The sequence below is a fragment of the Coleofasciculus sp. A1-SPW-01 genome (assembly GCF_040217205.1).
Lineage (GTDB): Bacteria > Cyanobacteriota > Cyanobacteriia > Cyanobacteriales > Coleofasciculaceae > Coleofasciculus > Coleofasciculus chthonoplastes_A.
Genome location: NZ_JAVJNP010000212.1, coordinates 116098 through 138242, shown reverse-complemented (window position 1 = coordinate 138242; position 22145 = coordinate 116098). Strand labels below are relative to the sequence as shown.

General features: G+C 45.2%; 15 protein-coding genes and 1 pseudogene. 6 read left to right on the top strand and 10 right to left on the bottom strand.

Translation table 11 applies throughout. The features are described 5' to 3' along the window. Positions 1-186: 186 nt before the first annotated feature. A complete protein-coding gene (locus RH949_RS31070) occupies positions 187-4353 on the bottom strand; it encodes a PA14 domain-containing protein (protein WP_446358616.1) in 4167 nt (1388 codons plus the stop codon). Positions 4354-5029: 676 nt separating this feature from the next. Between RH949_RS31070 and RH949_RS31065 the strand changes: the two genes are divergently transcribed. The 3 genes and pseudogenes from RH949_RS31065 (at position 5030) to RH949_RS31055 (ending at position 7397) form a co-directional block, all read left to right on the top strand. Beyond that, the gene (locus RH949_RS31065) at positions 5030-6808 is read left to right on the top strand and encodes a serine/threonine protein kinase (protein ID WP_446358614.1); all 1779 of its coding nucleotides are present in this window, start codon (positions 5030-5032) and stop codon (positions 6806-6808) included. 95 nt (positions 6809-6903) lie between these two features. Continuing rightward, positions 6904-7092 (top strand): annotated as a pseudogene (locus tag RH949_RS31060) (element excision factor XisH family protein); the annotation flags it as partial. Continuing rightward, positions 7080-7397 (top strand): XisI protein, encoded by a 318-nt coding sequence (locus RH949_RS31055; protein WP_006105914.1) that lies wholly within the window; start codon positions 7080-7082, stop codon positions 7395-7397. The pseudogene RH949_RS31060 and the gene RH949_RS31055, both read left to right, overlap by 13 nt. A gap of 112 nt (positions 7398-7509) precedes the next feature. Here RH949_RS31055 and hemB read toward each other — a convergent pair whose 3' ends face one another. From hemB to RH949_RS31040, 3 genes are all read right to left on the bottom strand, one after another. Beyond that, positions 7510-8493 (bottom strand): porphobilinogen synthase, encoded by a 984-nt coding sequence (gene hemB / locus RH949_RS31050; RefSeq protein ID WP_446358612.1) that lies wholly within the window; start codon positions 8491-8493, stop codon positions 7510-7512. Between the two features lie 102 nt (positions 8494-8595). Continuing rightward, the gene (locus tag RH949_RS31045; protein WP_006105916.1) at positions 8596-8997 is read right to left on the bottom strand and encodes a hypothetical protein; all 402 of its coding nucleotides are present in this window, start codon (positions 8995-8997) and stop codon (positions 8596-8598) included. 15 nt (positions 8998-9012) lie between these two features. After that, a complete protein-coding gene (locus RH949_RS31040) occupies positions 9013-9903 on the bottom strand; it encodes a ParA family protein (protein WP_044210955.1) in 891 nt (296 codons plus the stop codon). 304 nt (positions 9904-10207) lie between these two features. Here RH949_RS31040 and RH949_RS31035 point away from each other — a divergent pair, with 304 nt between their 5' ends. After that, the gene (locus RH949_RS31035; RefSeq protein ID WP_044210957.1) at positions 10208-10408 is read left to right on the top strand and encodes a hypothetical protein; all 201 of its coding nucleotides are present in this window, start codon (positions 10208-10210) and stop codon (positions 10406-10408) included. A 231-nt stretch (positions 10409-10639) separates the two neighbouring features. Here the strand turns inward: RH949_RS31035 and RH949_RS31030 are convergent, their stop codons facing one another. The 3 genes from RH949_RS31030 to RH949_RS31020 all read right to left on the bottom strand — a co-directional run bounded on the left by RH949_RS31030 (position 10640) and on the right by RH949_RS31020 (position 12990). Further along, positions 10640-11362, bottom strand: a complete 723-nt coding sequence (locus RH949_RS31030) for a hypothetical protein (protein WP_446347346.1) — start codon at positions 11360-11362, stop codon at positions 10640-10642. 109 nt (positions 11363-11471) lie between these two features. Then, complete coding sequence (locus RH949_RS31025; RefSeq protein WP_446358609.1) at positions 11472-11825, bottom strand: hypothetical protein; 354 nt, start codon at positions 11823-11825, stop codon at positions 11472-11474. Positions 11826-11871: 46 nt separating this feature from the next. Continuing rightward, positions 11872-12990 carry an NAD(P)/FAD-dependent oxidoreductase gene (locus RH949_RS31020; protein ID WP_446358607.1) on the bottom strand — a complete coding sequence of 373 codons (1119 nt, stop codon included), beginning with the start codon at positions 12988-12990 and terminating at the stop codon, positions 11872-11874. Between the two features lie 1247 nt (positions 12991-14237). Here RH949_RS31020 and treZ point away from each other — a divergent pair. After that, entirely contained in the window at positions 14238-16049 is a 1812-nt protein-coding gene (gene treZ / locus RH949_RS31015) for a malto-oligosyltrehalose trehalohydrolase (protein ID WP_446358605.1), read from the top strand. Between the two features lie 676 nt (positions 16050-16725). Then, positions 16726-19530, top strand: coding sequence for a malto-oligosyltrehalose synthase (treY, locus tag RH949_RS31010; protein ID WP_446358654.1), 2805 nt, complete (start codon positions 16726-16728; stop codon positions 19528-19530). A gap of 358 nt (positions 19531-19888) precedes the next feature. Here the strand turns inward: treY and RH949_RS31005 are convergent, their stop codons facing one another. The 3 genes from RH949_RS31005 to RH949_RS30995 all read right to left on the bottom strand — a co-directional run bounded on the left by RH949_RS31005 (position 19889) and on the right by RH949_RS30995 (position 21987). Then, positions 19889-21145 carry an FtsX-like permease family protein gene (locus tag RH949_RS31005; RefSeq protein ID WP_446358603.1) on the bottom strand — a complete coding sequence of 419 codons (1257 nt, stop codon included), beginning with the start codon at positions 21143-21145 and terminating at the stop codon, positions 19889-19891. 115 nt (positions 21146-21260) lie between these two features. After that, complete coding sequence (locus tag RH949_RS31000; protein WP_006102145.1) at positions 21261-21542, bottom strand: TMEM165/GDT1 family protein; 282 nt, start codon at positions 21540-21542, stop codon at positions 21261-21263. A gap of 70 nt (positions 21543-21612) precedes the next feature. Continuing rightward, the gene (locus RH949_RS30995) at positions 21613-21987 is read right to left on the bottom strand and encodes a TMEM165/GDT1 family protein (RefSeq protein ID WP_044208195.1); all 375 of its coding nucleotides are present in this window, start codon (positions 21985-21987) and stop codon (positions 21613-21615) included. Positions 21988-22145 lie beyond the last annotated feature (158 nt).

Genomic DNA, 22145 nt, shown 5'->3' with positions numbered 1-22145 from the left:
ACGCTGATCATGATATATAGATCAGGGTACGATAGGCGCAATACCCCTACCCAATCTGCCGTTATGGTAGGGGCACGGCATTGCCGTGCCCTATTAAGTAGGTGGACACTTGCACTTAATACAGTACCCTTTTCTTTTGTCCGACTACTTATCACCCTCGTCGCCTAAACTAAACCGAATCTGATATTACACAAGCGTTGGAACCGTCAGCAGTTCAGCTTGAGGCATTTCAATCAGAGATTCAACAGTCTCATTCGTGAAAGGATCTCCGATACCGATGCTGTTTGTCAGATTAATCGGCGTCACTTCACTAGCAGTAAACGAGTCTGATACATCTTGATGACTAGCTAAAGTCATTTGTCCACTTGCAAGATCAAAACTCTCTTGACTACCATTGTCTTCAGTTACAAGCAGATGCGAATGTCCACCATTGTCGAAAGCCTCAACACCTGTATTGCCTAAAAGTTCGTCACCTCCTGACGCAACCGTTGTCAAAGAAACAGCCGTATTATGCATCATTGCATTGACTGAAAAATCACTGGACTTAGCCGCATAAAGCTGACTTTGAGGAATAATTTCCTCCGATTGACTCGCACTTGACCAAGCCAATTGTGCTACCGATTTTCCTCGGTTTTCATAGTACTCCATGCGAATTTCATACTGTTGTCCCGCCTCTAGGTCAATTGTGCCACGATTATCGGTAACCGCATGGTCTGTCCAATTATCAACCAGTAGCTGGTCATTTACCCACAATCGCACCCCATCATCAGAAGAGGTTTTGAACTGATAGGTTTCGGAATAAAGCGGTTCCACAAACCCCGTCCAGCGTACCGAGTAGGTATTGGGATCTATCGCCGCATCGGGTGAACCTGAACCCCAGTTAAAGTCCACAGTTTCATCAGTGCGAGTTAGGGCTAAGTCGGTAAAATCGCGATTGTTGTAGTATTCGGCTGTTAACCCTGTACCGTTACCACTAATATTTGGACTAGGAGTATCAACAGCAGGGGAATAAAGCTGAGATTCAGGAATAATCTCCTTACTTTGACTCTCACTAGACCACAACAATTGTGCCACCGATTTGCCAAAGTTCTCGTAGTAGTCCATGCGGATGTCATACTGTTGACCCGCTTGCAGGTCAATTGTGCCACTATTTTCTGTAGCAGCGTGATTTGTCCAATTGTCAATCAATAATTGGTCATCTACCCACAGGCGTACACCATCATCAGAATTGGTGAAAAATTCGTAGGTTTCTGAGAACAAAGGTGCCACTGAACCTGTCCAGCGTACCGAGTAGGTATTGGCGTCTATCGCCGCATCGGGTGAACCTGAACCCCAGTTAAAGTCCACAGTTTCATCGGTGCGAGTTAGGGCTAAGTCGGTAAAATCGCGGTTATTGTAGTATTCGGCTGTTAACCCTGTACCGTTACCATTGGTGGGAGGAGGATTAATCGCCGGACTATCCAGAACCACATTGTCAACAGCAATGAAATCACTATCGGAAGTCTTCTTGTCAGCATTAACGCTGAAGACTACAAACTGATGACCATCACCAAAGTCTACATCCCACTCAACGTTTGTCCAGTCAAAGGTAGAACCCCCAACTGTTTCTTCGAGTAACAGGGTTCGGTTCATCGGAATCGCCCCAACCTGAGTCGGTCCATCAGAACCAATCCCCCCGTCAAATTCTCCATCAACTCCCCAGAGGCGCACAGTAATCTCGTTGGCTCGGTCATCTCCTTCTGTATTCTTGATATCCAAACTCAGAGTCTGTTGACCCCGACGCAGGTTGTTGTCCAGAAAAATTTGTCCTAATCCTGTCCCCCGCGAGTCTGCATCAAAAACTGCTGCACCTCCATCACCAATGTTGGAATTGCGTGACCAACCCGTTCCTTGCCAACCTTGATCATTTCGTTTATGGTCAATACCCCAGTTTGGTCCGGCAAATTCACCAGAATCGCTGAAGTCGCTATCGAGAATTAGGTTGGTATAGGCGGTTGGGGTGACCTGAATCTGTTGAGTTACCGTGGTTGTTGCGCCTTGGCTATCCCAAACCGTTAGGCTGACATTGTGAGAACCTGTTGGGTCAAATTGGTGATTGACTTGGCGACCGAATTCGTCGATACTGCCATCATTATCAAAATCCCAACCATAACTTGCGATCGCCTCGTTGGTCTGTTCTAATGTATCCGGTGGGTCACTGTCGAAAGATGCACTGGCATCAAACAAGACAACTCCTTGATTGCCCACTGATTCGTAGTTAAAGTTAGCTACTGGTGCAATGTTCGTCGGCGACACCTCAAAGGTGGTGTTAACAACCTCGAAGTAATCGGGGAATGTCTCCGAATCACCAAAACTTTTCTGTTTGGATAGATTGTGCGTATTATTCGCTAAATAGCTGTCTTCAATGCGTGAACCCAGAAACGGTACGCCTCCGTCATTCGGACCTTCCCACGGAAGCTTCACGCCATGTTCAAATCCTTCGACACGGATATCTTTGAACAGAAGGTCTTGAGAAAGCGGATTCAGACCAATCCCATACCCACGACCATTCCCATTTATACCTCTCTTGAAAGGAACAGGGTTATCAGGGTCTCCGACAATTAACCCATCGACAAAATCAATCTGGCTGCTGTACTGAGTGAAGATGCCTTCACCATAGATATTCCAGAGTTTGAAATTATCCACTAATGAGCGAACATCATGGGCTTCTTTTGTATTTGGCCCCTGAAAGCCCAATTGACCATCATTATTCCGCATATGGTTCCAGAAAATCATCCCCATATCGGAGTTATAACTCTCGAAACCGGACAAACGACGCAGTGGCACGTTGGTGACATCAAGAGTGTCTGAGTCATTATCATAGGAAGCCTGAGACAGGACTGGCTGTAATTCCGGTGACAGGTTATCAACCGCAACCGTGTCAGCCTCTCTAACCTTAGAGATTCCATCCACGCCATTAAAGATATTAATCCCACCGCCCGCAGCACTAATGGCAACGTTATCGACCATTTCCACTTGGGCAGCGCCTTGCACCCAGTACCCCTCGCCGTTAAAGCCCATATCAAACAGAGGGACGCGGTCTGAACCGTCAAAGTCGGCTTGGGGACGGTCATCGCCTGTAGTTTTGATGGTAATGTTATTGCGCCACGCACCGAGTTCATTTCCGGCTTCTGCGGCAATTCCAGACCCAACCACATCGAAGACCACATTATCTTCTAAGACGGCGTGGCTGTCATGATGTACAATTCCCCATCCCGGACTACCGACAATAGCGTTACCTTTGACTAGAGAGGGGGTGCTATTGATATCTTCCGCCCCGGTGCGATGCAGATGCAACGCATATCGCCCACGGGGATTGGTTCCGTAACCCGGTGAACCATCGACATTTTCTCCTGGGTCATCAATCAACCTATTTTTATCGGTTCGTCCCAGGTTGTAAAATCCGGCGTTTTGTACCTCGACATCCGGGTTGTGCATGAACATCACATGACCCCGTTGCTGAGTGGGTAAGGTTTCAGCGTTTTCGGTCTCGAAGATAACGTTCCGACTGGTATTAGCGATGTAAAGGTTTAAGTCCTCGCCCTCAAATCCTGCGGGGCGCTCGTGGTCAAATCGGAGTACGGTATTATCACCAGAGGTAATGTCGTTGTTGGTAAATTTGATCCGGTTTCCGTTAATTTCGGTGATGGTTAACACTTCATCTTGGAACCGACTGTTATCCTCATCCGAACCGTTGGGATTGTAGGATGTTCCACCTAAGACTAATTGATCCCCAACTTGCCAGCCAGCAGGTGTATTCATGCCATCGGGCAGATTTAACACCAGTTCATTATCACCGGCTGAGGCGTCTGTTTGCAGCGAGATAAAATCGAGTTTCTCTGCACCATGGATTCTAACTTGACCGTGAGTGATAACGCCACGACTAATGAGTGTGGGGTCCCAATTGACATCAATTTCTCCATCGTTGGCAATGACAATTCGGGCAGTTTTATTGGCTTGAATCGGGTTTGCTTCACTACCAATCGTCAATATACTTGTGGGTGATGCGATGAATGTGTCTACGACGATTTTGGTGTTGCGATTGTGGGCGAATTCCAATGTTCCGTCCACGCGCACGGTTTCTAGACGAGTGTCACTCTCAGCGTCGTAGGTGACATGAACACCTTCAGAAATGACGACTTTAGCATCAGTTCCAGGAACCTGACCTTGCTGCCATGTATTTGGATCAAACCATGACCCATCGTTTATAGCGACATGAGTTGCGGCTGAATGAGGGACTAAATCCAATAGTTCTAGATGTTCGGTTTGCTTGCCTGGATGGTCTTGATGAGGAAGATTGTGATTATGTTGCATGCTGATCATTGATGTATCGTCAGTCCCAGCGAGGTTGGTTTCTAGTTGCATAACGTTTGGATTAATCAGTGTAATCAGTTAGTTTCCAGAAAGCAGTCATCGTTTGATAGCTATTCGCGATCGCTGACCACAAGGAGCGGCATACACACTGAAATCGACTATGACTCATCTAAACTTCACAATCGATTTGCTTATTTAAATTAATAACATTAATTACTCTTGATTTTCATAAAGTAAAAAAATCTATACACAATCTTTATACTACAGGTAGACAATAGTATATGTTTGTTTTATATTTGGAGTTTTTATTGTCTTTAAATTGCCAAAAAGCGCAAATCATAAACTCTTATCGTGAAAAAAGTGAAGGACTTTGCTAGAAGGCATCCTTACTTTTGGCAGAACTATTATTTTCGGATCAGGTGGGTATCCTGCCCATCCTACGGGGCAAGGGAGACGCCTACTCGACAAAGGTAGATGGGTTAATGTAGGCTACCGGACTCAACGAAGCCTACAACTAAGCTTTTATAGATTAAAATGGAAAGCTCCATGGCATGATAGAATAGAAAAATATATTCAAAGACTATTTAATTTTAATTAAGGCGTTGAGTCCCCATAACTGAAAAGACTGGGGAATTTATTGTGTAAAATCGAGAGGCACCGTCTATCGCTGGTGATCGTGCATCAGTCATTTATAGAGTCGGTCTATTGTATTAATCCTGACTGCCCCCGTCCTTATCCTCAATCTGGGGACTTTAAGTTTTGTAGCAGTTGTGGATCGATGCTGCGACTAAATAATCGCTACGTTCCTCTCCAGCGTTTGGGTTTAGGGGGATTTGCGGCGATTTATGCGGTTTGGGATCAGCAGGATCAAACGGAAAAAGTCTTGAAACTTTTGGTAGAAACGTCACCCAAGGCGTTGCAGCTATTTGAACAAGAGGCAGCCGTATTGCAACGTCTGAACCATCCGGGTGTGCCTAAAGTGGAGTCTGGTGCCTATTTTACTGTAGGTCTGAGATCCTGCCAACAGCGGGTACTCCCTTGTCTGGTTATGGAAAAAATAAATGGTCAGACGCTGGAGGCGATCTTAAACCGTTACCCTCAGGGGTGTCCGGAGATGTTGATTATGAATTGGCTGTACCAAGCGGCTGATATTCTCCAGGAGTTACATGATTTGGGAATTATTCACCGGGATATTAAACCCTCGAACTTAATGGTGCGCGAGGAAACTGGTCAACTGGTGGCGATTGATTTTGGCGGCGCGAAACAAATTGGCGCGATCCCTGTGGGGACAGAGAATCGTTCCACCCGCTTAATTTCTCCGGGTTATAGTCCCCCTGAACAGATTGCAGGGGATGTGGTGGGACCAAGGGCTGATTTTTATGCCTTAGGGCGTACCATGATTCAATTACTTACGGGTCAAGAGTTAGCGGATTTACAAGATCCGGTTACGGGTGAATTTCACTGGCGCGATCGCACTAAAGTCCGTCGGGGTTTAGCTAACTTACTCGATAGTATGATTCGCCTTGATCCTCACCATCGACCCACTAAAGCCGCCGAGATTCAACGGCGTTTGGTTGTCAGTTGCCGTTTTAACAGAAAATCGTCTTCTTCATCATCCTCATTATTGCCGGCACTGGCTAAAGCCGCAGGAACAGCACAAGAGATTTCTATACGAGTTCTGATTACCTGCGCTGAAATTATTGTTAGTTTAGTGCGCTGGGTGTGGCGAGTCTTTATCAGCATAGTTCTGGCTTGTTTAGATACCACTTGGGTAATGGTGATGGCGGGAATCGGTGCAGCCTTTGGTGCTTCTGCTGGATTTGCTTTGATTAACTGGACGATTATAGGCGATCGCTTTGCGGCTTGGATGATCGGACAATGGACTCTCATCGTTCCCGAAATTCAGATTATCCCTTGGCGGGAACTGCTGATGTTCGCTTGTGCGGGTTTGGGGACGGCTTGGGGATTAACGGAGTCGGGAGGATTCGGTCAACAGAAACGGCGGATTATTGCTGGGATAACCGGGGTTTTTGGGTATGGTGTGGGTTGGTTTATTTGGCAGGCGTCGATCTCCGCTTTGGCTAGGCAGCAATTGACCGGATTGGGGGATTTTTTGCAGGTATCGCTATCTTATGCGATCGCGGATCGGTTACTGGGTTTAGTCACAGCTATTGCAGTTATTCCCTTGGTGTTAGGATTAGGTTTACCCAGTCATTACCTGGTTCATGCCGCCGTAGCCGCAGCAGGTACAGGTATGCTATTTTCCGGCTTAGTTCGGTTAAATATATTGCCGTTGGAGGTATTAGTTCATATCTTTTCCTTCTCCGATGGCAGTTGGTTAGATTTTATCAATACCATTAGTTTTTTTGGTTTACTTGGTATTACCCTAGGCTTTTGGTTAGGCGTGAGTTATTATCTGCTGGTTCCTGTGTTGCGTTGGTTGGGATGGCGGTAATGGCAAAAGATACAGTGCTTTTCGCTGTAATAAAGTACAGTCGATCAAAGTCCCCCTTTTTAAGGGGGATTTAGGGGGATCGACACCTCGGTCAATGCTTAAACTACCGAATTGCCTTAGAAGCCTCAGAAGAACCTGATCGCATCCTTTATCTGGCTGTCCCCAAAGATGTTTATCAAACGTTTCTACGTTTCGAGCCAGCTAAAACTGTAATTGAACGCTACGACATTCGCCTAATTGTATACAACCCTACGCAGGAGGTTATCGAACAATGGATCGAGTAGATGAATATCGCCAAATCGTGCGTGAATTCTTGCAAGAATTTGCGACAGATGATCCCGAAGCACAACTGATTTTTGATTTTGAGCGCAATCATTATTTAGTAATGCACGTTGGTTGGCGTGGAGACTACCGCATCTACGGCTGTGCCATGCAGCTAGATATTATTGATGGCAAAGTCTGGATTCAGCACAATAGCACCGAGATTGTCATTGACCAGAAACTCATTCAACGAGGTATACCCAAACAAGATATTGTTTTGGGCTTTCGTTCACCTAGTATTCGAGAACGCCTTGCTGCTGCTTCATGAAGGTATCAATTGTAGAACATGAGCTACCCAAACTCAAAAGTGATGTCGAAGGAATTCTGCCATAATTCCACGGTAGGGACACGATATGTCGTACCCCTACTTACTTGATAAATTAATCCTGTAGCCAACGGGCAGCATCTTTAGCATGGTACGTCAGAATCAAGTCAGCGCCCGATCGCTTGAATCCGGTTAATGTTTCCATCACCACCTTTTGTTCATCAATCCAGCCATTCAGGGCGGCGGCTTTCACCATGGAATATTCACCCGATACATTGTAGGCAGCAACGGGTAAATTTGTGGCTTCCTTCACCCGCCAGATAATATCCATATACGCTAATGCGGGTTTAATCATTAGCATATCTGCCCCTTCAGCAATATCCAGTTCTATTTCCTTGAGGGCTTCCCGGCTGTTGGCGGGGTCCATTTGATAGGTAGAGCGATCGCCAAATTGGGGTGGTGATTCGGCTGCATCCCGAAACGGACCATAATAGGCAGAGGAATACTTCGCCGCATAGGACAGAATCGGCGTATCCTGGAATCCAGCTTCATCTAATCCTGCCCGAATTGCCTGGACAAAACCATCCATCATCCCCGATGGGGCAATAATATCCGCACCAGCTTTGGCTTGAGAGACGGCGGTTTTTTTCAGGAGTTCTAAGGTGGGATCGTTGAGAACCCGTCCGCTTAAGTCGCCGACTTCCAGATACCCACAATGTCCATGACTGGTGTATTCACACAAACACGTATCAGCAATAATCACCAACTCAGGTACAGCTTCTTTAACCGCTGTGGCGGCTTTCTGGACAATTCCACAATCATGCCATGCGCCCGTGGCTTCGACATCTTTATTATCCGGGATACCAAATAGAATAATCGACGGAATCCCCAGATCGTAAACTTCCTTCGCCTCTGCCACGATTTTGTCTACCGATAACTGGTAGACTCCCGGCATGGATTTGACTTCTTGGGCGATTCCCTCACCGGGTACAGCAAACAAGGGGTAGATGAGATCGCTAGTGGTGACAACAGTTTCACGCACCATGCGACGCAACTGGCTGGTTTGGCGGAGACGACGAGGACGATGAATGGGAAACATAGGCATAAGATTTGAAAAGACGGATTAACTTAAAATTTTTAGACCAGAAAACTATTGTAGAACGAGCCGTACCCTGACGATAGAAATAAGAATCGCTCTCTCTCAGCGAAAGGCATCGCCTTTACGGGCGCGACAGCTAGCGGTTTGGACGATCAACTCCATCAGGCGATCGCGTTTTTTCCAGCGCATTGCCCGCCGACTGGAATCCATCCCATGTTCGGCAATCATGTCTTTGAGTTGTTCAACCTCAAGTTGTTGCAACTGTTCGCGTAAGTGTTTCTCTCCTTTTTGGTGATAGAGTTCAACCGGGTCAAAAGCACTGGTACGTCGGCGAGTGCGGCGCTTTTTCGCGGGAGATGGCTTTTTTGTCGATAAAATTTGAAATAACGAATCAATCTCTTCGGCAAAGTCAGGATCATGTTGGTATTTGGTCAGAGTAGCTTGGGTATCGGGAAGTATTTCTTCCAGGAGTTTGATCAACGCTGTAAGTTTGTCAAGGCTCATTCAATTTCTCCAAGTTCAACTGGAGTGAGACGGCTTATCTTTGATAATTTGACTCGCCGCCATTCTGATCTCTTTGGCTAAATTGAGATATTGTTCAAACTGACCCGCATATCCCCATTTTTGTCGCAAGGTTGAAAACTTATAGGGATGATTGAATTCAACGGTTTCAGCAATTTGTTGTTTGTGCGGAATTTGGGTTTCAAAGACACGGGCGTCTTTACTGTATCGACGTAAATCCTTAATTACGCGATCGTGCAGTGTCATTCCGGCATTATATTTACAGATGACAATCCCTAAAGGAACAATCGGTTCAGCGATGGTTTCGGAAAACTCATGAATAGTTTTGGTGATTTGGGGAATTCCATAGGTTGAGAGAATATCCGGAATGGTGGGAATGATATAACCATGGGAAATTCGTAACCCATTGAGTGTCACAATACTTAAATTAGGTGGGCAGTCGATGAGAATATAATCATAGGGGTCAATAATGGCGCGAATTCCGCGCCGCAAAATGTTAATCGGACTGGCGGCATAAAAGCGTCCGGCGGGAATAGTCGCTAGCCTATCTTGCACATTGATTAGATCTAAACTTGAAGGAAGCAAGTCTAAACTGGTTAAGTCTTTAACATTAGAGACTTGCTTTTGCAAGGTTTTCTGGAGATGAAACTTAGGATGTTCTGGCGCGATCGCATCCAGAAATAGTTGGGCTAAGGTGTGACGATTCTCATTGAGTTCTTCCCATCGTTCTTCGCCAATCAGCATTAATGTGGCATTGGTTTGCGGATCAAGGTCAATAACCAAAACTTTGCGATGGAATACTCCAGCCAGCATCTCAGCAACGGCGACGGTGGTTGTTGTTTTACCCACACCTCCCTTCAAGTTAATAAATGAAATTACAATTGCCACAAATCTACTCCAATCTCTAGGTTGATTAGGGTGAACAGTTGTTGAATGAAGACTTGTCTTTGCCTAGAAGACTTGAGTAGGTTCATGGGTCGCGATCGCGTCACGTTTGGTAGTAGAAAATCAAGCAAAAGATTATTATTCGTCATTGGGAAGACACGTCCTGCCAATTTACACTAATTCTCAGGCTCACCCGATTACATTGGTAGGATTAAGGGATAGCCTGTTACTGCTGATGAGCTTATCGTCTGGTAGTGCTAATCACCCTTCTACTCTCCAAGGTAACAAGCTCCGATAAGAGTACGCCATGGTTACAAGCCACCAGATAGCGGCAAACCCTGTTCCTGTCAGGGATAGGAGAAGAGTGGTTACCGTCAGAACCAATGTTGCGATCGCGCCCAATCTAATCCTCTCCTTACCTGTCATGGCTAACCCAACCGATTCAATGATCGGCGGCTTGCTGGGTACAGCCGTTGCACAGGTGTTGGCACTTCCTGGTGCAGGATGATCAAAACCTAGACAACGCCAGATTTATCCAAATATTACCAGGCATCATTTTTTCTTTGACAAAGGAATGGTTTCTGACGATACGGAACATACCTGCATCGTCGCTCAAGCCCTAAAATTCCGCCGACTCTTGCCTCCCTATTAAGCAGGATATCAATCTTGACCTGTTCCCAGTAATACGTTCTTATAACCCGATAGTTTATTAATAACCGGAGCAGGCTGTCTTTAATTTTTAAATGTTTTGAACAAGCTTGTGACGTCGAGATTTAACGATTTCAGGAATATATCTATTCTTTTCATCTTGACCTTCAAAACCTAGCCGCTCATACACACTACCACCAATACCAGGTAGAACTATACCTTTATCATCTCGCGTGGAATCTTTAGCAAAGTAGAAAAACTCAAATTTACTGTAAATATCCTTGTTGAATTCACTACTTAACTTTTCTTCTGCTGTTTTATAAATTACTGGTGCAGCAATAAGTATTTTTTCGGGTTCAATTTTTTGAATTAGATTAGTTAGATTTGTCCTCACGACACAAGCACCAGAGATAATGGACTTAATCACGATTAAATACTGAACGATATCATTATTAACAGGCTCTTGATACTTTTTGAGTATCGGAGCAACTTTTAACTCGTTTATCTCAAAGGGGGAAAATCGTTGATTCCAAAAACAAGCGAAGGCAAGTTTTGAAACTTTAGATTCTAAAGTCGTGAGAATTCCTTTGGCTAAAAAATCCGCATCTTCAACGGTACAGGCTAGATATACATTGCTTTGACTATTAATAGACTTTAAAATTGAATTGCCAAGTTTTACCCCTAGCTTAAACATAACTGAGCGATAGGCTTCAGGAGATGTGCTTTTATCTGCTAATTTATCGAGAAATTTTTTTGTTTCCGTATCGGCTAATTCTGTATATAATCTTGAATTTATTTTGGTTGTAAATTGCATACCAATCATCTCCCTATTCTGTATACTCAAAAATAAATAATTATATAATTTTTACTTCACCCTAAATATTTACTCTAAAACTTTAATTTTTTAAAAGTGAATTTCAAGTTCATCGAATGTCATTTTGATTTAAGTTGTATTGTTTAACAAAATCGTCAGCAATTGAGCGTAATCCACTTCCCCATCTTAAACTTGCAGTATTTTTCAACTGGTAGTGCTGATAAATATTCTCCTGGATGTCGTTAATAATTAAGTCATCAACAAATGCAATGATTTGACTAGCAAAGAATATTTCTTTATCATTTTCTAAGACATCTTTGGACAAAACCGATATTTTATATACGGCAAAGAAATTCTCATAAGTATTACCTTTTTCGTTGACTATTCCCCCTTTATTTTTGTTTTTTAGATAATCGAGAACTTGCTTTCCAAATAACTCTTTAATTTGCTCTTGTTGGTACACGTCGTCTTCACCGTCATCTTAAATAAACCAAGCCCTGCACTAGATTCTAGACGCCACAGATTATTGCTTGAATCTCTTGGGCGGTAGCTGGGGCGAGGAGAACACCGTTGCGATAGTGACCTGTTGCCAGCAAGACATTATCATAACCTGATAGTTTACCAATAACCGGAGCAGGCTGTCCTTCTGGACGAGGACGTTTACCTAACCAAGTGCGAACCACTGTGGCTTGGGCTAAAGCAGGACAAAAGCCGATCGCATCTTCCTTAACCTGTTCAAGTAACGCAGGTTCTGCTACCACTTCAGCGCCATGAGGAAACTCCACCGTTGCCCCTACCCAATAATCACCGCCACCGATTGGCACAATATGCACATCATCCCCTGTAATCACAGGCTGGAAATCTGGATGACCAATGGTATTCCCTAGGCGTAATTGTAACGCTTGACCGAGAACGGGTTTGAGTGCGATCGCAGACGATTGATTTGGTGAGGATAGGAGAAAATTGACCAATTGTGTCGAACCTAATCCCGCCGCAATCACCAGCCAATCCACTGCCAAGGTTTCTGTCTGGGTGTAAATTTGCTGACAAATTCGCTGATTGGAACCATTAACAGGCATGGATTCTATTCCTTCCACACCAACGCCAAACTTAAATGTTACGCCCCTCTTTTCGGCAGCAGCAACTAAGGCGTGAGTAAGGGCGGTGGGTTCAACTTGTCGGTCATGGGGAGAATAAATCGCACCGATACTATTCTCCAGATTAAGCTGAGGACAGTGGGATTGAACCTGATCAGTATTCCAAATTTCCAGTTGCCATCCTTGGGATTGGCGAATTTTGACTAAATTCTGCCAACGGGCTAAATCGTCGTTTTCAAACGCCAGCATCAAGATGCCTTGACGGTTAAAGGGAATGTGACGCCCTGTCAATGTTTCCAATTCCGGAATCAGGGTTTCATAGCGCTGCATACTAGCTTGACGCAACTGCCAGGTTCTCCCCTTAACCTTTTGACTAATTACACCCATCAAGACACCTAATGCTGCCCCAGTTGACCCTTGGGCGGGAGGTTGTCGATCCAGCACAGTTACCTGTAGCCCCGAAACGCCACTCAGTTGGTAGGCGATCGCGGCACCAACAATTCCACACCCAATGATGGCAACATGAGTCATTCAGGCAACTCCCCCGGCATTACTGGCATCCGGAATCTGTGAAGTACCCTAACTTGCTTCGCTGAAGTTAGGGCTTCTAACTTAGCTAAACAATGACGGTCTTATTCGTCTTCAGGGTTTCCCGTTTCATCCGCCGATGCCACGTTGGGTACTTTCCAATTCCTAAGAACAGAAAGTCCAAAACTTAATCTGGTGATGGTCTTACTCAGCGTCAACAGGCAGCCGTCCGCCTTCCGCAGACAGTGATATTTTGCTAGTCCGCTTGGTTTTCGCGGTTTGTGGTTAGAGTTCTAACCGAGTAATGCCGTTAGGCATCTTGCGCTATTCTTTTCTGGACGCTACAAAAGCGAACGGTGGTCGAGTTCATTAACGCGCAAGGACTACATCTCTATCACACCTAGCCCAGCCATCTTTAGCCCATGCATTACCATGTAGACCAAGGAAGGTTACTATCATTATAGCGCTAAAAAGTAAACCTAACAATTGTAATTTGGAAATCTCCATACTTCCGATTTCCCGCTGTCTATCCTCACTCTACTAACGTTGAGGGTGAGGACTTCCGCGCCTACGTTAAGAACCGATCAAAGTCGATTAACGCCTCTTGATAATAGACAAACCAATACATTGGGTTATAGCTAAACCCAAACGCTAATTCAGCCTAACTAGAGGTATTATAGGGGATTGATGATTAGAGCCTGATTCACAGGCAATTTCTAGATATTTCCGGTGTTGCCAATCTGAAGCGGTGACAAGCTACGACACGATCAGGTGAACACGGATAACATTTTCCCGATTTGGGACTGGACAATTCCCAAAAATTGAGTATACTTAGGTTGTGTGTGTGAGGAAAAGGAAAAGGCGCTTGGGGTCGAAACACGGCAAGACTCCCAGGCGCCTTTCCCATATTAGTCTTCGTCTACTCGATCCCCGCGTTCTTGAAGCCGTCGGGAATCTAATCTAATTCGCGCTTAGGCGTAACGGATGGTGGTTATTAACCGTAAGAACTCCTGGCACCCTCCAAGCATCTTCTGCGGCGGCGACTTGGGCACGGTAGCTGGGTACTCTACGCCAGTCAAGACGGCTGTGCCATTATCAACAGTTACACCAGATGTTAGATTAAAAGTCATAAAGTGTGGGGTAATCTGATCAGGTACAGATGGGTCGCCTGTTGGCTGATTCCGAGTCGGGCGATCGCACGGCTAAAACCTTGACAAGTTTCTCAGACTATGCATTTACAGAGGGGTGATATGAAAATTGGCAGCAACTACCTGGGTAACGGTCAATGTGAATTCCGAGTTTGGGCACCGTTTCGGGACAGCGTTGCGGTTCACATCGTCTCTCCCCAAGATCAAGTGATTCCCCTGCAAAAGGATGAATGGGGATATTGGCAGGAAACGGTAAAAGCTGATCCCGGAACGCTCTACGTTTACCAACTCGATGGGTCACTGGAACGACCTGATCCCGCCTCCCATTACCAACCTGAGGGAGTCCATGGTTCCTCTCAGGTAGTAGATCACCACTTTGACTGGACGGATAATTCCTGGCAAGGAATTCCCCTCAAAGACTTAATTATTTACGAACTCCACGTTGGTACTTTTACCCCAGAGGGAACCTTTGAATCGATTATTCCTCGCTTGAGTTACCTTCAGGATTTAGGCATAACCGCGATTGAAATTATGCCCGTTGCCCAGTTTCCCGGAAGTCGCAACTGGGGGTATGACGGGGTTTATGTCTATGGTGTGCAAGAGTCTTATGGGGGACCTGCGGGGTTGAAAAAACTCGTGGATGCTTGTCACCAAGCGGGGATCGCGGTCATTTTAGATGTGGTGTATAACCATTTAGGACCCGAAGGCAACTATCTCTGGGCGTATGGTCCCTACTTTACGGATCAATATCGTACCCCTTGGGGTAATGCCGTTAACTTTGATGGCGCTTACAGTAATCAGGTGCGGAATTTCTTTATCCAGAATGCTCTGTACTGGTTAGATAAGTACCACATTGACGCCCTGCGCGTTGATGCAATTCACGCGATTTACGATATGAGTGCTCAACCCTTTCTACAAGAATTAGGGGATGCTGTCGCCAACTTCAATCGCACCACGCCAGTGCAACGATACGTCATCGCCGAAAGTGATCTCAATGACGTGCGCGTGATTAAACCCAGGGAAGACGGGGGATTTGGTCATGATGCTCAATGGTGCGATGACTTTCACCACATCTTGCATACTCTGTTAACGGGCGAACTATCGGGATATTACGAAGATTTTGGCAAAATTGAGCAGTTGGCAGTTGCTCTGCGCGAAGGCTATATCTATAGTGGACAATATTCCAGCTTCCGCAAACGCAACCATGGCAATTCAGCAGCAGATCGTCCGGCGGAACAGTTTGTCGTCTGTATCCAGAACCACGATCAAATTGGCAATCGACTGATTGGCGATCGCTTATCCACTTTGGTAGACTTTCAGGGGTTGAAGGTAGCGGCGGCGACGGTATTGCTTTCTCCTTATGTCCCGATGCTATTTATGGGCGAAGAATATGGAGAAGATGCACCGTTTCAGTATTTTGTCAGTCACAGTGATCCCGATTTAATTGAAGGCGTGCGTACCGGGAGGGCTGAAGAGTTTAAAGCATTTGGTTGGGACAACGCCCCTGATCCCCAAGGGACAAAAGTCTTTGAGCAGTCAAAACTCCAGTGGGAGAAGATAGAGCAAGACAACTATGCCGTATTGCGACGCTGGTACAAACGGTTAATTCAGCTACGCAAAGAGACCCCAGCTTTGGCTAAACTAGATCGGCAGAATCTTAATGTATCGAGCTTGTCCTCAGAAAAGGTTATTGTTATCCATCGCACGGCTGGAGATAGCCAAGCTATCGGCTTGATCAACTTTGCCCACGATGCAGTAACCGTTTCGCCTCAGATCCCCCCAGGGAACTTCTCAAAAGTGATTGACTCGGCGGATAAGGAATGGATGGGTGAGGGATCTCAACTCTCCCAACAGCTACAAGCTGGACAATCCTTAACCCTTGCTCCTCTGAGTTTTGCCTTATATGCTCAGTGACCTGAAGGGGTGACAAGCCGTCCAAAACCTTTGAAAATCAGGTTTTAAGTGACATTAGTATCTCCAAAAATGAAGCCTTATTGACATCTTTATTGACATATGAAGACCACCTGAGCAGATATATTCAAGCGAAGCGTTGTGCAGGGGGTATGGGGGGCTAGTCCCCCAGAAAAAACTGCTATCTTTGACCTTATCTGTGACAAGAAGAAAAGGGATAAAAGCAGGATGGCTCAACACTTCAGCTAGTTTGTCACCCCGTTAACTCCGTGACACTAGCCTCGGTTCAGTCGTTAGAAAGAGGCGCAATCTGCCCAAAAGGGGATGTAAGCCCAGTCAAAATCATACCATTATCAACAAATAAGGTGTTACCTAGAGATAATGCATGTATTGGTTGATTTGTCAATCTTGGTGGCTGATATCAAATTCGCTTTTGTCACCCCCTTTATCCCTTGAGGTACGTTTTCCTGGAAACCATCTGCCTTGGAGCTTTCCTGTCCGGTACTTTTGGTATTGCTCAGTGCTAATCCCTGTATAATTAACTAATGTTAAGCTATGATTTAAGCATTACGTTCAACGTCACTATCCTACGGTTTGACATCTTTGTTAACAAGCAATTTTTAAATCTAGTCCCAGAGCCAACGTTCTGTCAGTTCTTTAACCCCTTGAAAAGCTTATGATGCGGATTCCAGTCGCCACCTATAGAATTCAATTTAATCCTGAGTTTACCTTTGAGTCAGCCAAAGCCATTATTTCCTACTTGGCTGAATTAGGAATTTCTGACTTTTATGCATCCCCCATATTTAAAGCCCGATCCGGTAGCACTCATGGCTACGATGTCGTTGATCCCAATCAAATAAACCCAGAACTCGGCGGATTGGAGAACTTCGAGTCTCTAATTGAGGAAGTGCAAAAGCACGGATTAGGATGGCTTCAGGATATTGTGCCGAACCACATGGCTTTTGATCGTCAAAATCCCATGCTGGTCGAAGTTTTAGAGAATGGTCCTAATTCTCAATATAAAGACTACTTTGATATTAATTGGGAACATCACTATGAGGGCATTCGGGAGCGAGTCTTAGCGCCATTTTTAGGGAAATTTTGTGGCGATTGCTTAGAAAGTGGTGAACTTAAACTCCAGTATAACCAAGAAGGTTTTACGATTAATTACTATGACCTACAGTTTCCCATTCGCATCGAATCCTACTCCAATGTCGTCACCTATGATTTGGCACGTATTCGCCGGAAATTAGGCAGGAATCATCCCGATTTTGTCAAGTTTCTGGGCGCTCTATATGCGCTAAAATACATTCCCTCTGGCGAAGAAGGAATGGAACGCTATGACCAGATTGGCTTTATCAAGAGTATGTTATGGGAACTCTGGAATGATAGTGTCGAGATCAGGGAGTTCATCGACGAAAATATTCAAATCTTTAATGGCGAACCCGGAAAACCCGAAAGCTTTGATTTGTTAGAGAAATTATTGGCTGAGCAGTTTTTCCGCCTTGCGTACTGGAAGGTGGGGAATGAAGAACTGAATTATCGGCGATTTTTCACGGTTAATGACCTGATTTCCGTTCGCATCGAGGATGAGCGGGTGTTTAATCACAATCATGCGTTGATATTGAAGCTGATTGAGGAAAATAAATTTAGCGGCATTAGAATCGATCATATCGATGGACTGTACGATCCGGCTCAATATTTGAATCGCTTGCGAGATCATGCCTCTGATGCGTATATCGTGGTTGAGAAAATCTTGGAAGAGCATGAAGATTTGCCGCTAACGTGGCCCGTACAAGGGACGAGTGGGTATGATTTCTTAAACAAAGTTAATGGCATTTTTTGTCATCACCAGACTCAGCCTAAGTTTGACAGCGTTTACTATCGCTTTATCGGGCATTCCATATCCTATAAAGCCATAATTGAAGACAAAAAGCGATTGATTATCGCCAAGCATTTGACTGGAGATATCGATAATTTAGCCAATTTACTCCAACGAATTTCTGGTCGGTACAGATACGCTAGTGACTTTACTATATATGCGCTGAAAGCTGCTTTAGTCGAAATCATGGCGCTGTTTCCCGTATACCGAACCTACATTAATCCAGAAGGGTTGAGCAAAGCGGATCGAGATTGTATTGAGTATGTCATTAGCAAAGCCAAAGAAAATACGCCAATTTTCTTTAACGAACTGACGTTTATTGAGAAATTTTTATTACTGGAGGTTGATGAGTCACTCAATCCCGAAGAAGCCGAACAATGGCGTTATTTTGTCATGCGGCTGCAACAGTTTACCGGACCGCTGACAGCCAAGGGGGTGGAAGATACGACGTTCTATATTTACAACCGTCTCATCTCTCTTAATGAAGTGGGTGGTAATCCGGGTGAGTTTGGCGTTTCCTTAGACGACTTTCATGACTTTAACCAACACCGCATCGCTTATTGGCCCCATACAATCAATACAACAGCAACCCACGATACAAAACGGGGTGAAGATGTGAGAGCCAGAATTAATGTCATCTCAGAAATTCCCGGCGAGTGGGATAGTATGTTGAGAAAATGGCAGGAAATAAATGCGGTTCACAAGGATTGTATTGATGGGTTAGATATTCCTGATCCCAATGACGAATATTTTCTTTACCAAACCTTGCTGGGAACCTTCCCCTTTAATGAAACGGAGTTCCCTACTTATGTGCAGCGGATCAAAGACTATATTATTAAGGCAATCCGAGAGGCAAAGGTCCATACCGCTTGGTTGAGACCCGATACTAACTATGAAGAAGGGTTTATTCGGTTTGCGGAACGCTTACTCAAAGATATGCCTGATAATCCCTTTTTAGAAGCGTTTCTACCCTTTCAACGCAAAGTCCAACATTACGGCGTTTTTAATAGTCTCTCCCAAGCCTTGTTGAAATTGACATCTCCCGGCGTTCCTGATTTTTACCAAGGAACGGAACTGTGGGATTTAAGTTTAGTCGATCCCGATAATCGTCGTCCGGTGGATTTTGAACAGCGGCTGGCGTTAGTTCAAGACTTGAAGCAGCGCTACGAAACGGATAAGTTGGGTTTAGTTCAGGAACTTTGTCAGAGTCCAGAAGACGGTCGAATTAAGTTATTCGTCATCTATCAAGCCCTAAAAACTCGGCGCGAGTATTTAGAGTTATTCCAACGTGGTGATTACCACAAACTGACTGTTATTGGTAGCTTGAAGGATCATGTTGTTACCTTTGCCCGAACTTGGGATCATACAACGGTGATTGTCATTGTCCCTCGGCTGTTGACGAGTTTAGTGAAGCCAGGAGAATATCCCATGGGTGAACAAGTTTGGCAAGAAACCCGGATTTCTTTACCCTCTAGTTCGTCGTCTGTGTGGCGGGATGTGATGACGGGACGGGAAATTCAGGGGGACGATACGCTGTGGATTCGAGATGTTCTCACTGATTTTCCAGTGGCGTTATTGGTGAATCAAAATCAGCAGGAATGATGAATAGATAAACACCGTAGGGGCGACCCGCCGCATATAATTCATACCACCAAACCATTAATTTGTTCGGGTCGCCCTCCACAGGGTATCGGTAATTATCTGACATCACTTACTTTGAGAAAAGGGCGAGTCGAGACAGGTTAATTCTCACATCATCTATTGATGCAGCGACTCGCCCCTACAAAACCAATTAACCCCCCGTACCGACGAGAAAAGGGCGAGTCGAGACAGTTGAATTCTCACGCCATCTATTGATGCAGCGACTCGCCCCTACAAATCCAATTATCAATTACCAATCAACCATTAACCATCAACCATCAACCATTAACCATTAACCATTAACAAATAACAAAATGATTCACTGATTAAACACCATGGCTGGATCAAGGCGCGTCACTTTCTGAATCGCGAAAATCGCCGAACCGACGCACATTCCCACCGTGATCGCCAAAACCGCGATCGCAGATACGGGGGTGATCAAAATCACAATCCCCTGAGTCGCTGATGTCCACAGGGCTACACCGTAGCAGAGGAACATCGCTGGGAGATAACCCAGAACCGACATCCACATCGCCTGTTCAATAATTACGCCGTAAATGCGCCAATCTGACGCGCCAATTGCCTTTAGCGTACCAAATTCTTTAATATGGTCAGCTACGGAGGAATAAAGAATTTGACCGACAATAATCACACCAACCACCACACCAACCACTGCCCCCAAACCTAGAATAAAGCCAATTCCGGTTCGCTGTTGCCAAAAGTTTTGATTCTTTTTAATAAACTCCTCGCGAGTATAGGTACTGACATTCGGTAACGCTTTCTCTAATCGTGCTTTCAGTTGTGACAAATCCTGACCCGGTTCCGCCGCAATTAAAACATATTGAATCAAATCAGAAGCGACTAATGAATTCGGTGGCGGTGGCGATTGATTCTGTAGTTCTGCTTCCGTCGTTCTCGAATAAGTATTGGTACAAATTAAATCCTCAGCACCTGACGGTAATTTACAGGACAGTTCCGACTTTTGACCCGATGTTAAGAACGCATTAGCACTGGTTAGGGAGGTAAACATGAAGGAATTGGACACAATCGATGCATTCCCTTGGGTGAAACCTATCACTTGGGCGGGCAAGGAATTGACGCGGGCAATATCCCCAATCTGTTGAATATTTAGAGAATCTTGGTTGGTTGCATCCACAATAATTTTATAGGGTTCAGTTAAGTCCCTGACATCGCCTTGCACTAGATTGATGGGTTGAAAGAGTTGCCCATTGGGGTCAAATCCGACTACTCTGACGCGGGTAATTTCCCCTTGAGGCGGATTCCATAACGCGCCACTAAAAATAAGGGCTTCGGCTTTGGCTACCCCTTCCACCTGACGGGCGGAGATAACATGGGATAAGGGAATGGGTAGTGTCAGTTCAAGTTGCACCAACTTATCTGATGCGACCCAAATATCTGCATTAGAATTGTAAATTAACTGAGCCGTGGATTGGGTAAATCCATTAAAAATACCCGTTTGCAACGTGACTAAACTCACCGCAAACATAATTCCAGCTTGGGCGACTAAAAAGCGGGGAATGTCTTCAAGTAAGTTTTTTCGGGCAAGAGAAACCATTTTCGTGTGTTTTTTGTTTAGAATCTCTCTGAAAATTTGGTCGGGGCGGGTTTAGTTGCATCTGGGTGAGGGAAGAAACAATAATAGTAAAACCCGCCCCTACATAAAAACGTTCTCATGCTTCATCTTCGGAGGGCCACAACAAGCGAACTGCCATTAAGGCGAAACCCACCGCCGCGATCGCTTTGAGAATTCGCACCGGGAACAGTTGCGCTACGCCTCCCCCTGCTAATACGCCAATCAACGTGGCTAATAGCAATGCGGCTACAGCCCCCAAGAATACCGCACGAGGCGACTTGAGGCTACCCCCAAGCGCGATCGCCGCCAGTTGGCTTTTGTCACCAATTTCGGCTAAAAATACGGTAATGAAGCTTAATCCTAGTAATTGCCAATCCATAATCTTCAAAACTCTCTGATTCAGTCAGGGCTGGTTTCGTAAAACCCGCCCCTACACACTCCAATTTGTTTCATCCGAGTTGCACCACATCCCACAGCAGCATAACGGAAATGAAGAGTAATAATGTCCCGGCGGCGGTTTCCAGGGTTTTGGGCGGTAAACGCTTGGCTAACCAGGTTCCCAGTAAGACACCGATTAAACTGGTGGTAATTAGTGCGATCGCGGCACCTGTAAAGACTATCCACGGGGATTGAGATTCTGCACTGATCAGCAGGGTTGCCAGTTGGGTTTTATCGCCAATCTCAGCTAGAAAAATGGTTAGGAAGGTGGAACTAAAGATACCCCATATCCCCCGTTGGCGCTTGACGATGGGACGCAAACTGTTCGGAGTGGGGGAAATTGGTAACTCAGACGGATCAGAGACATCTTTGGGGGCTGGATTCATCAATGAAAAGGGTGCTGTCAGAACAAAACCGACGATGGGCAAGGAAGATAGTTTCACAGGGAGTTCCCAGTTTACGTCGATCTTTTTTCATATTCTATTCATCTTTGCAGAACTTTACAAATTTGACTATGATCCGGGCTAAAGTCAGCATGAGAGTC

Coding starts and splice junctions, on each gene's coding strand:
- RH949_RS31070 (WP_446358616.1), bottom strand. CDS start 4,353: ATGCAACATAATCACAATCTTCCTCATCAAGACCATCCAGGCAAGCAA.
- RH949_RS31055 (WP_006105914.1), top strand. CDS start 7,080: ATGGATCGAGTAGATGAATATCGCCAAATCGTGCGTGAATTCTTGCAA.
- hemB (WP_446358612.1), bottom strand. CDS start 8,493: ATGTTTCCCATTCATCGTCCTCGTCGTCTCCGCCAAACCAGCCAGTTG.
- RH949_RS31045 (WP_006105916.1), bottom strand. CDS start 8,997: ATGAGCCTTGACAAACTTACAGCGTTGATCAAACTCCTGGAAGAAATA.
- RH949_RS31035 (WP_044210957.1), top strand. CDS start 10,208: ATGGTTACAAGCCACCAGATAGCGGCAAACCCTGTTCCTGTCAGGGAT.
- RH949_RS31030 (WP_446347346.1), bottom strand. CDS start 11,362: ATGCAATTTACAACCAAAATAAATTCAAGATTATATACAGAATTAGCC.
- RH949_RS31020 (WP_446358607.1), bottom strand. CDS start 12,990: ATGACTCATGTTGCCATCATTGGGTGTGGAATTGTTGGTGCCGCGATC.
- treZ (WP_446358605.1), top strand. CDS start 14,238: ATGAAAATTGGCAGCAACTACCTGGGTAACGGTCAATGTGAATTCCGA.
- treY (WP_446358654.1), top strand. CDS start 16,726: ATGCGGATTCCAGTCGCCACCTATAGAATTCAATTTAATCCTGAGTTT.
- RH949_RS31005 (WP_446358603.1), bottom strand. CDS start 21,145: ATGGTTTCTCTTGCCCGAAAAAACTTACTTGAAGACATTCCCCGCTTT.
- RH949_RS31000 (WP_006102145.1), bottom strand. CDS start 21,542: ATGGATTGGCAATTACTAGGATTAAGCTTCATTACCGTATTTTTAGCC.
- RH949_RS30995 (WP_044208195.1), bottom strand. CDS start 21,987: ATGAATCCAGCCCCCAAAGATGTCTCTGATCCGTCTGAGTTACCAATT.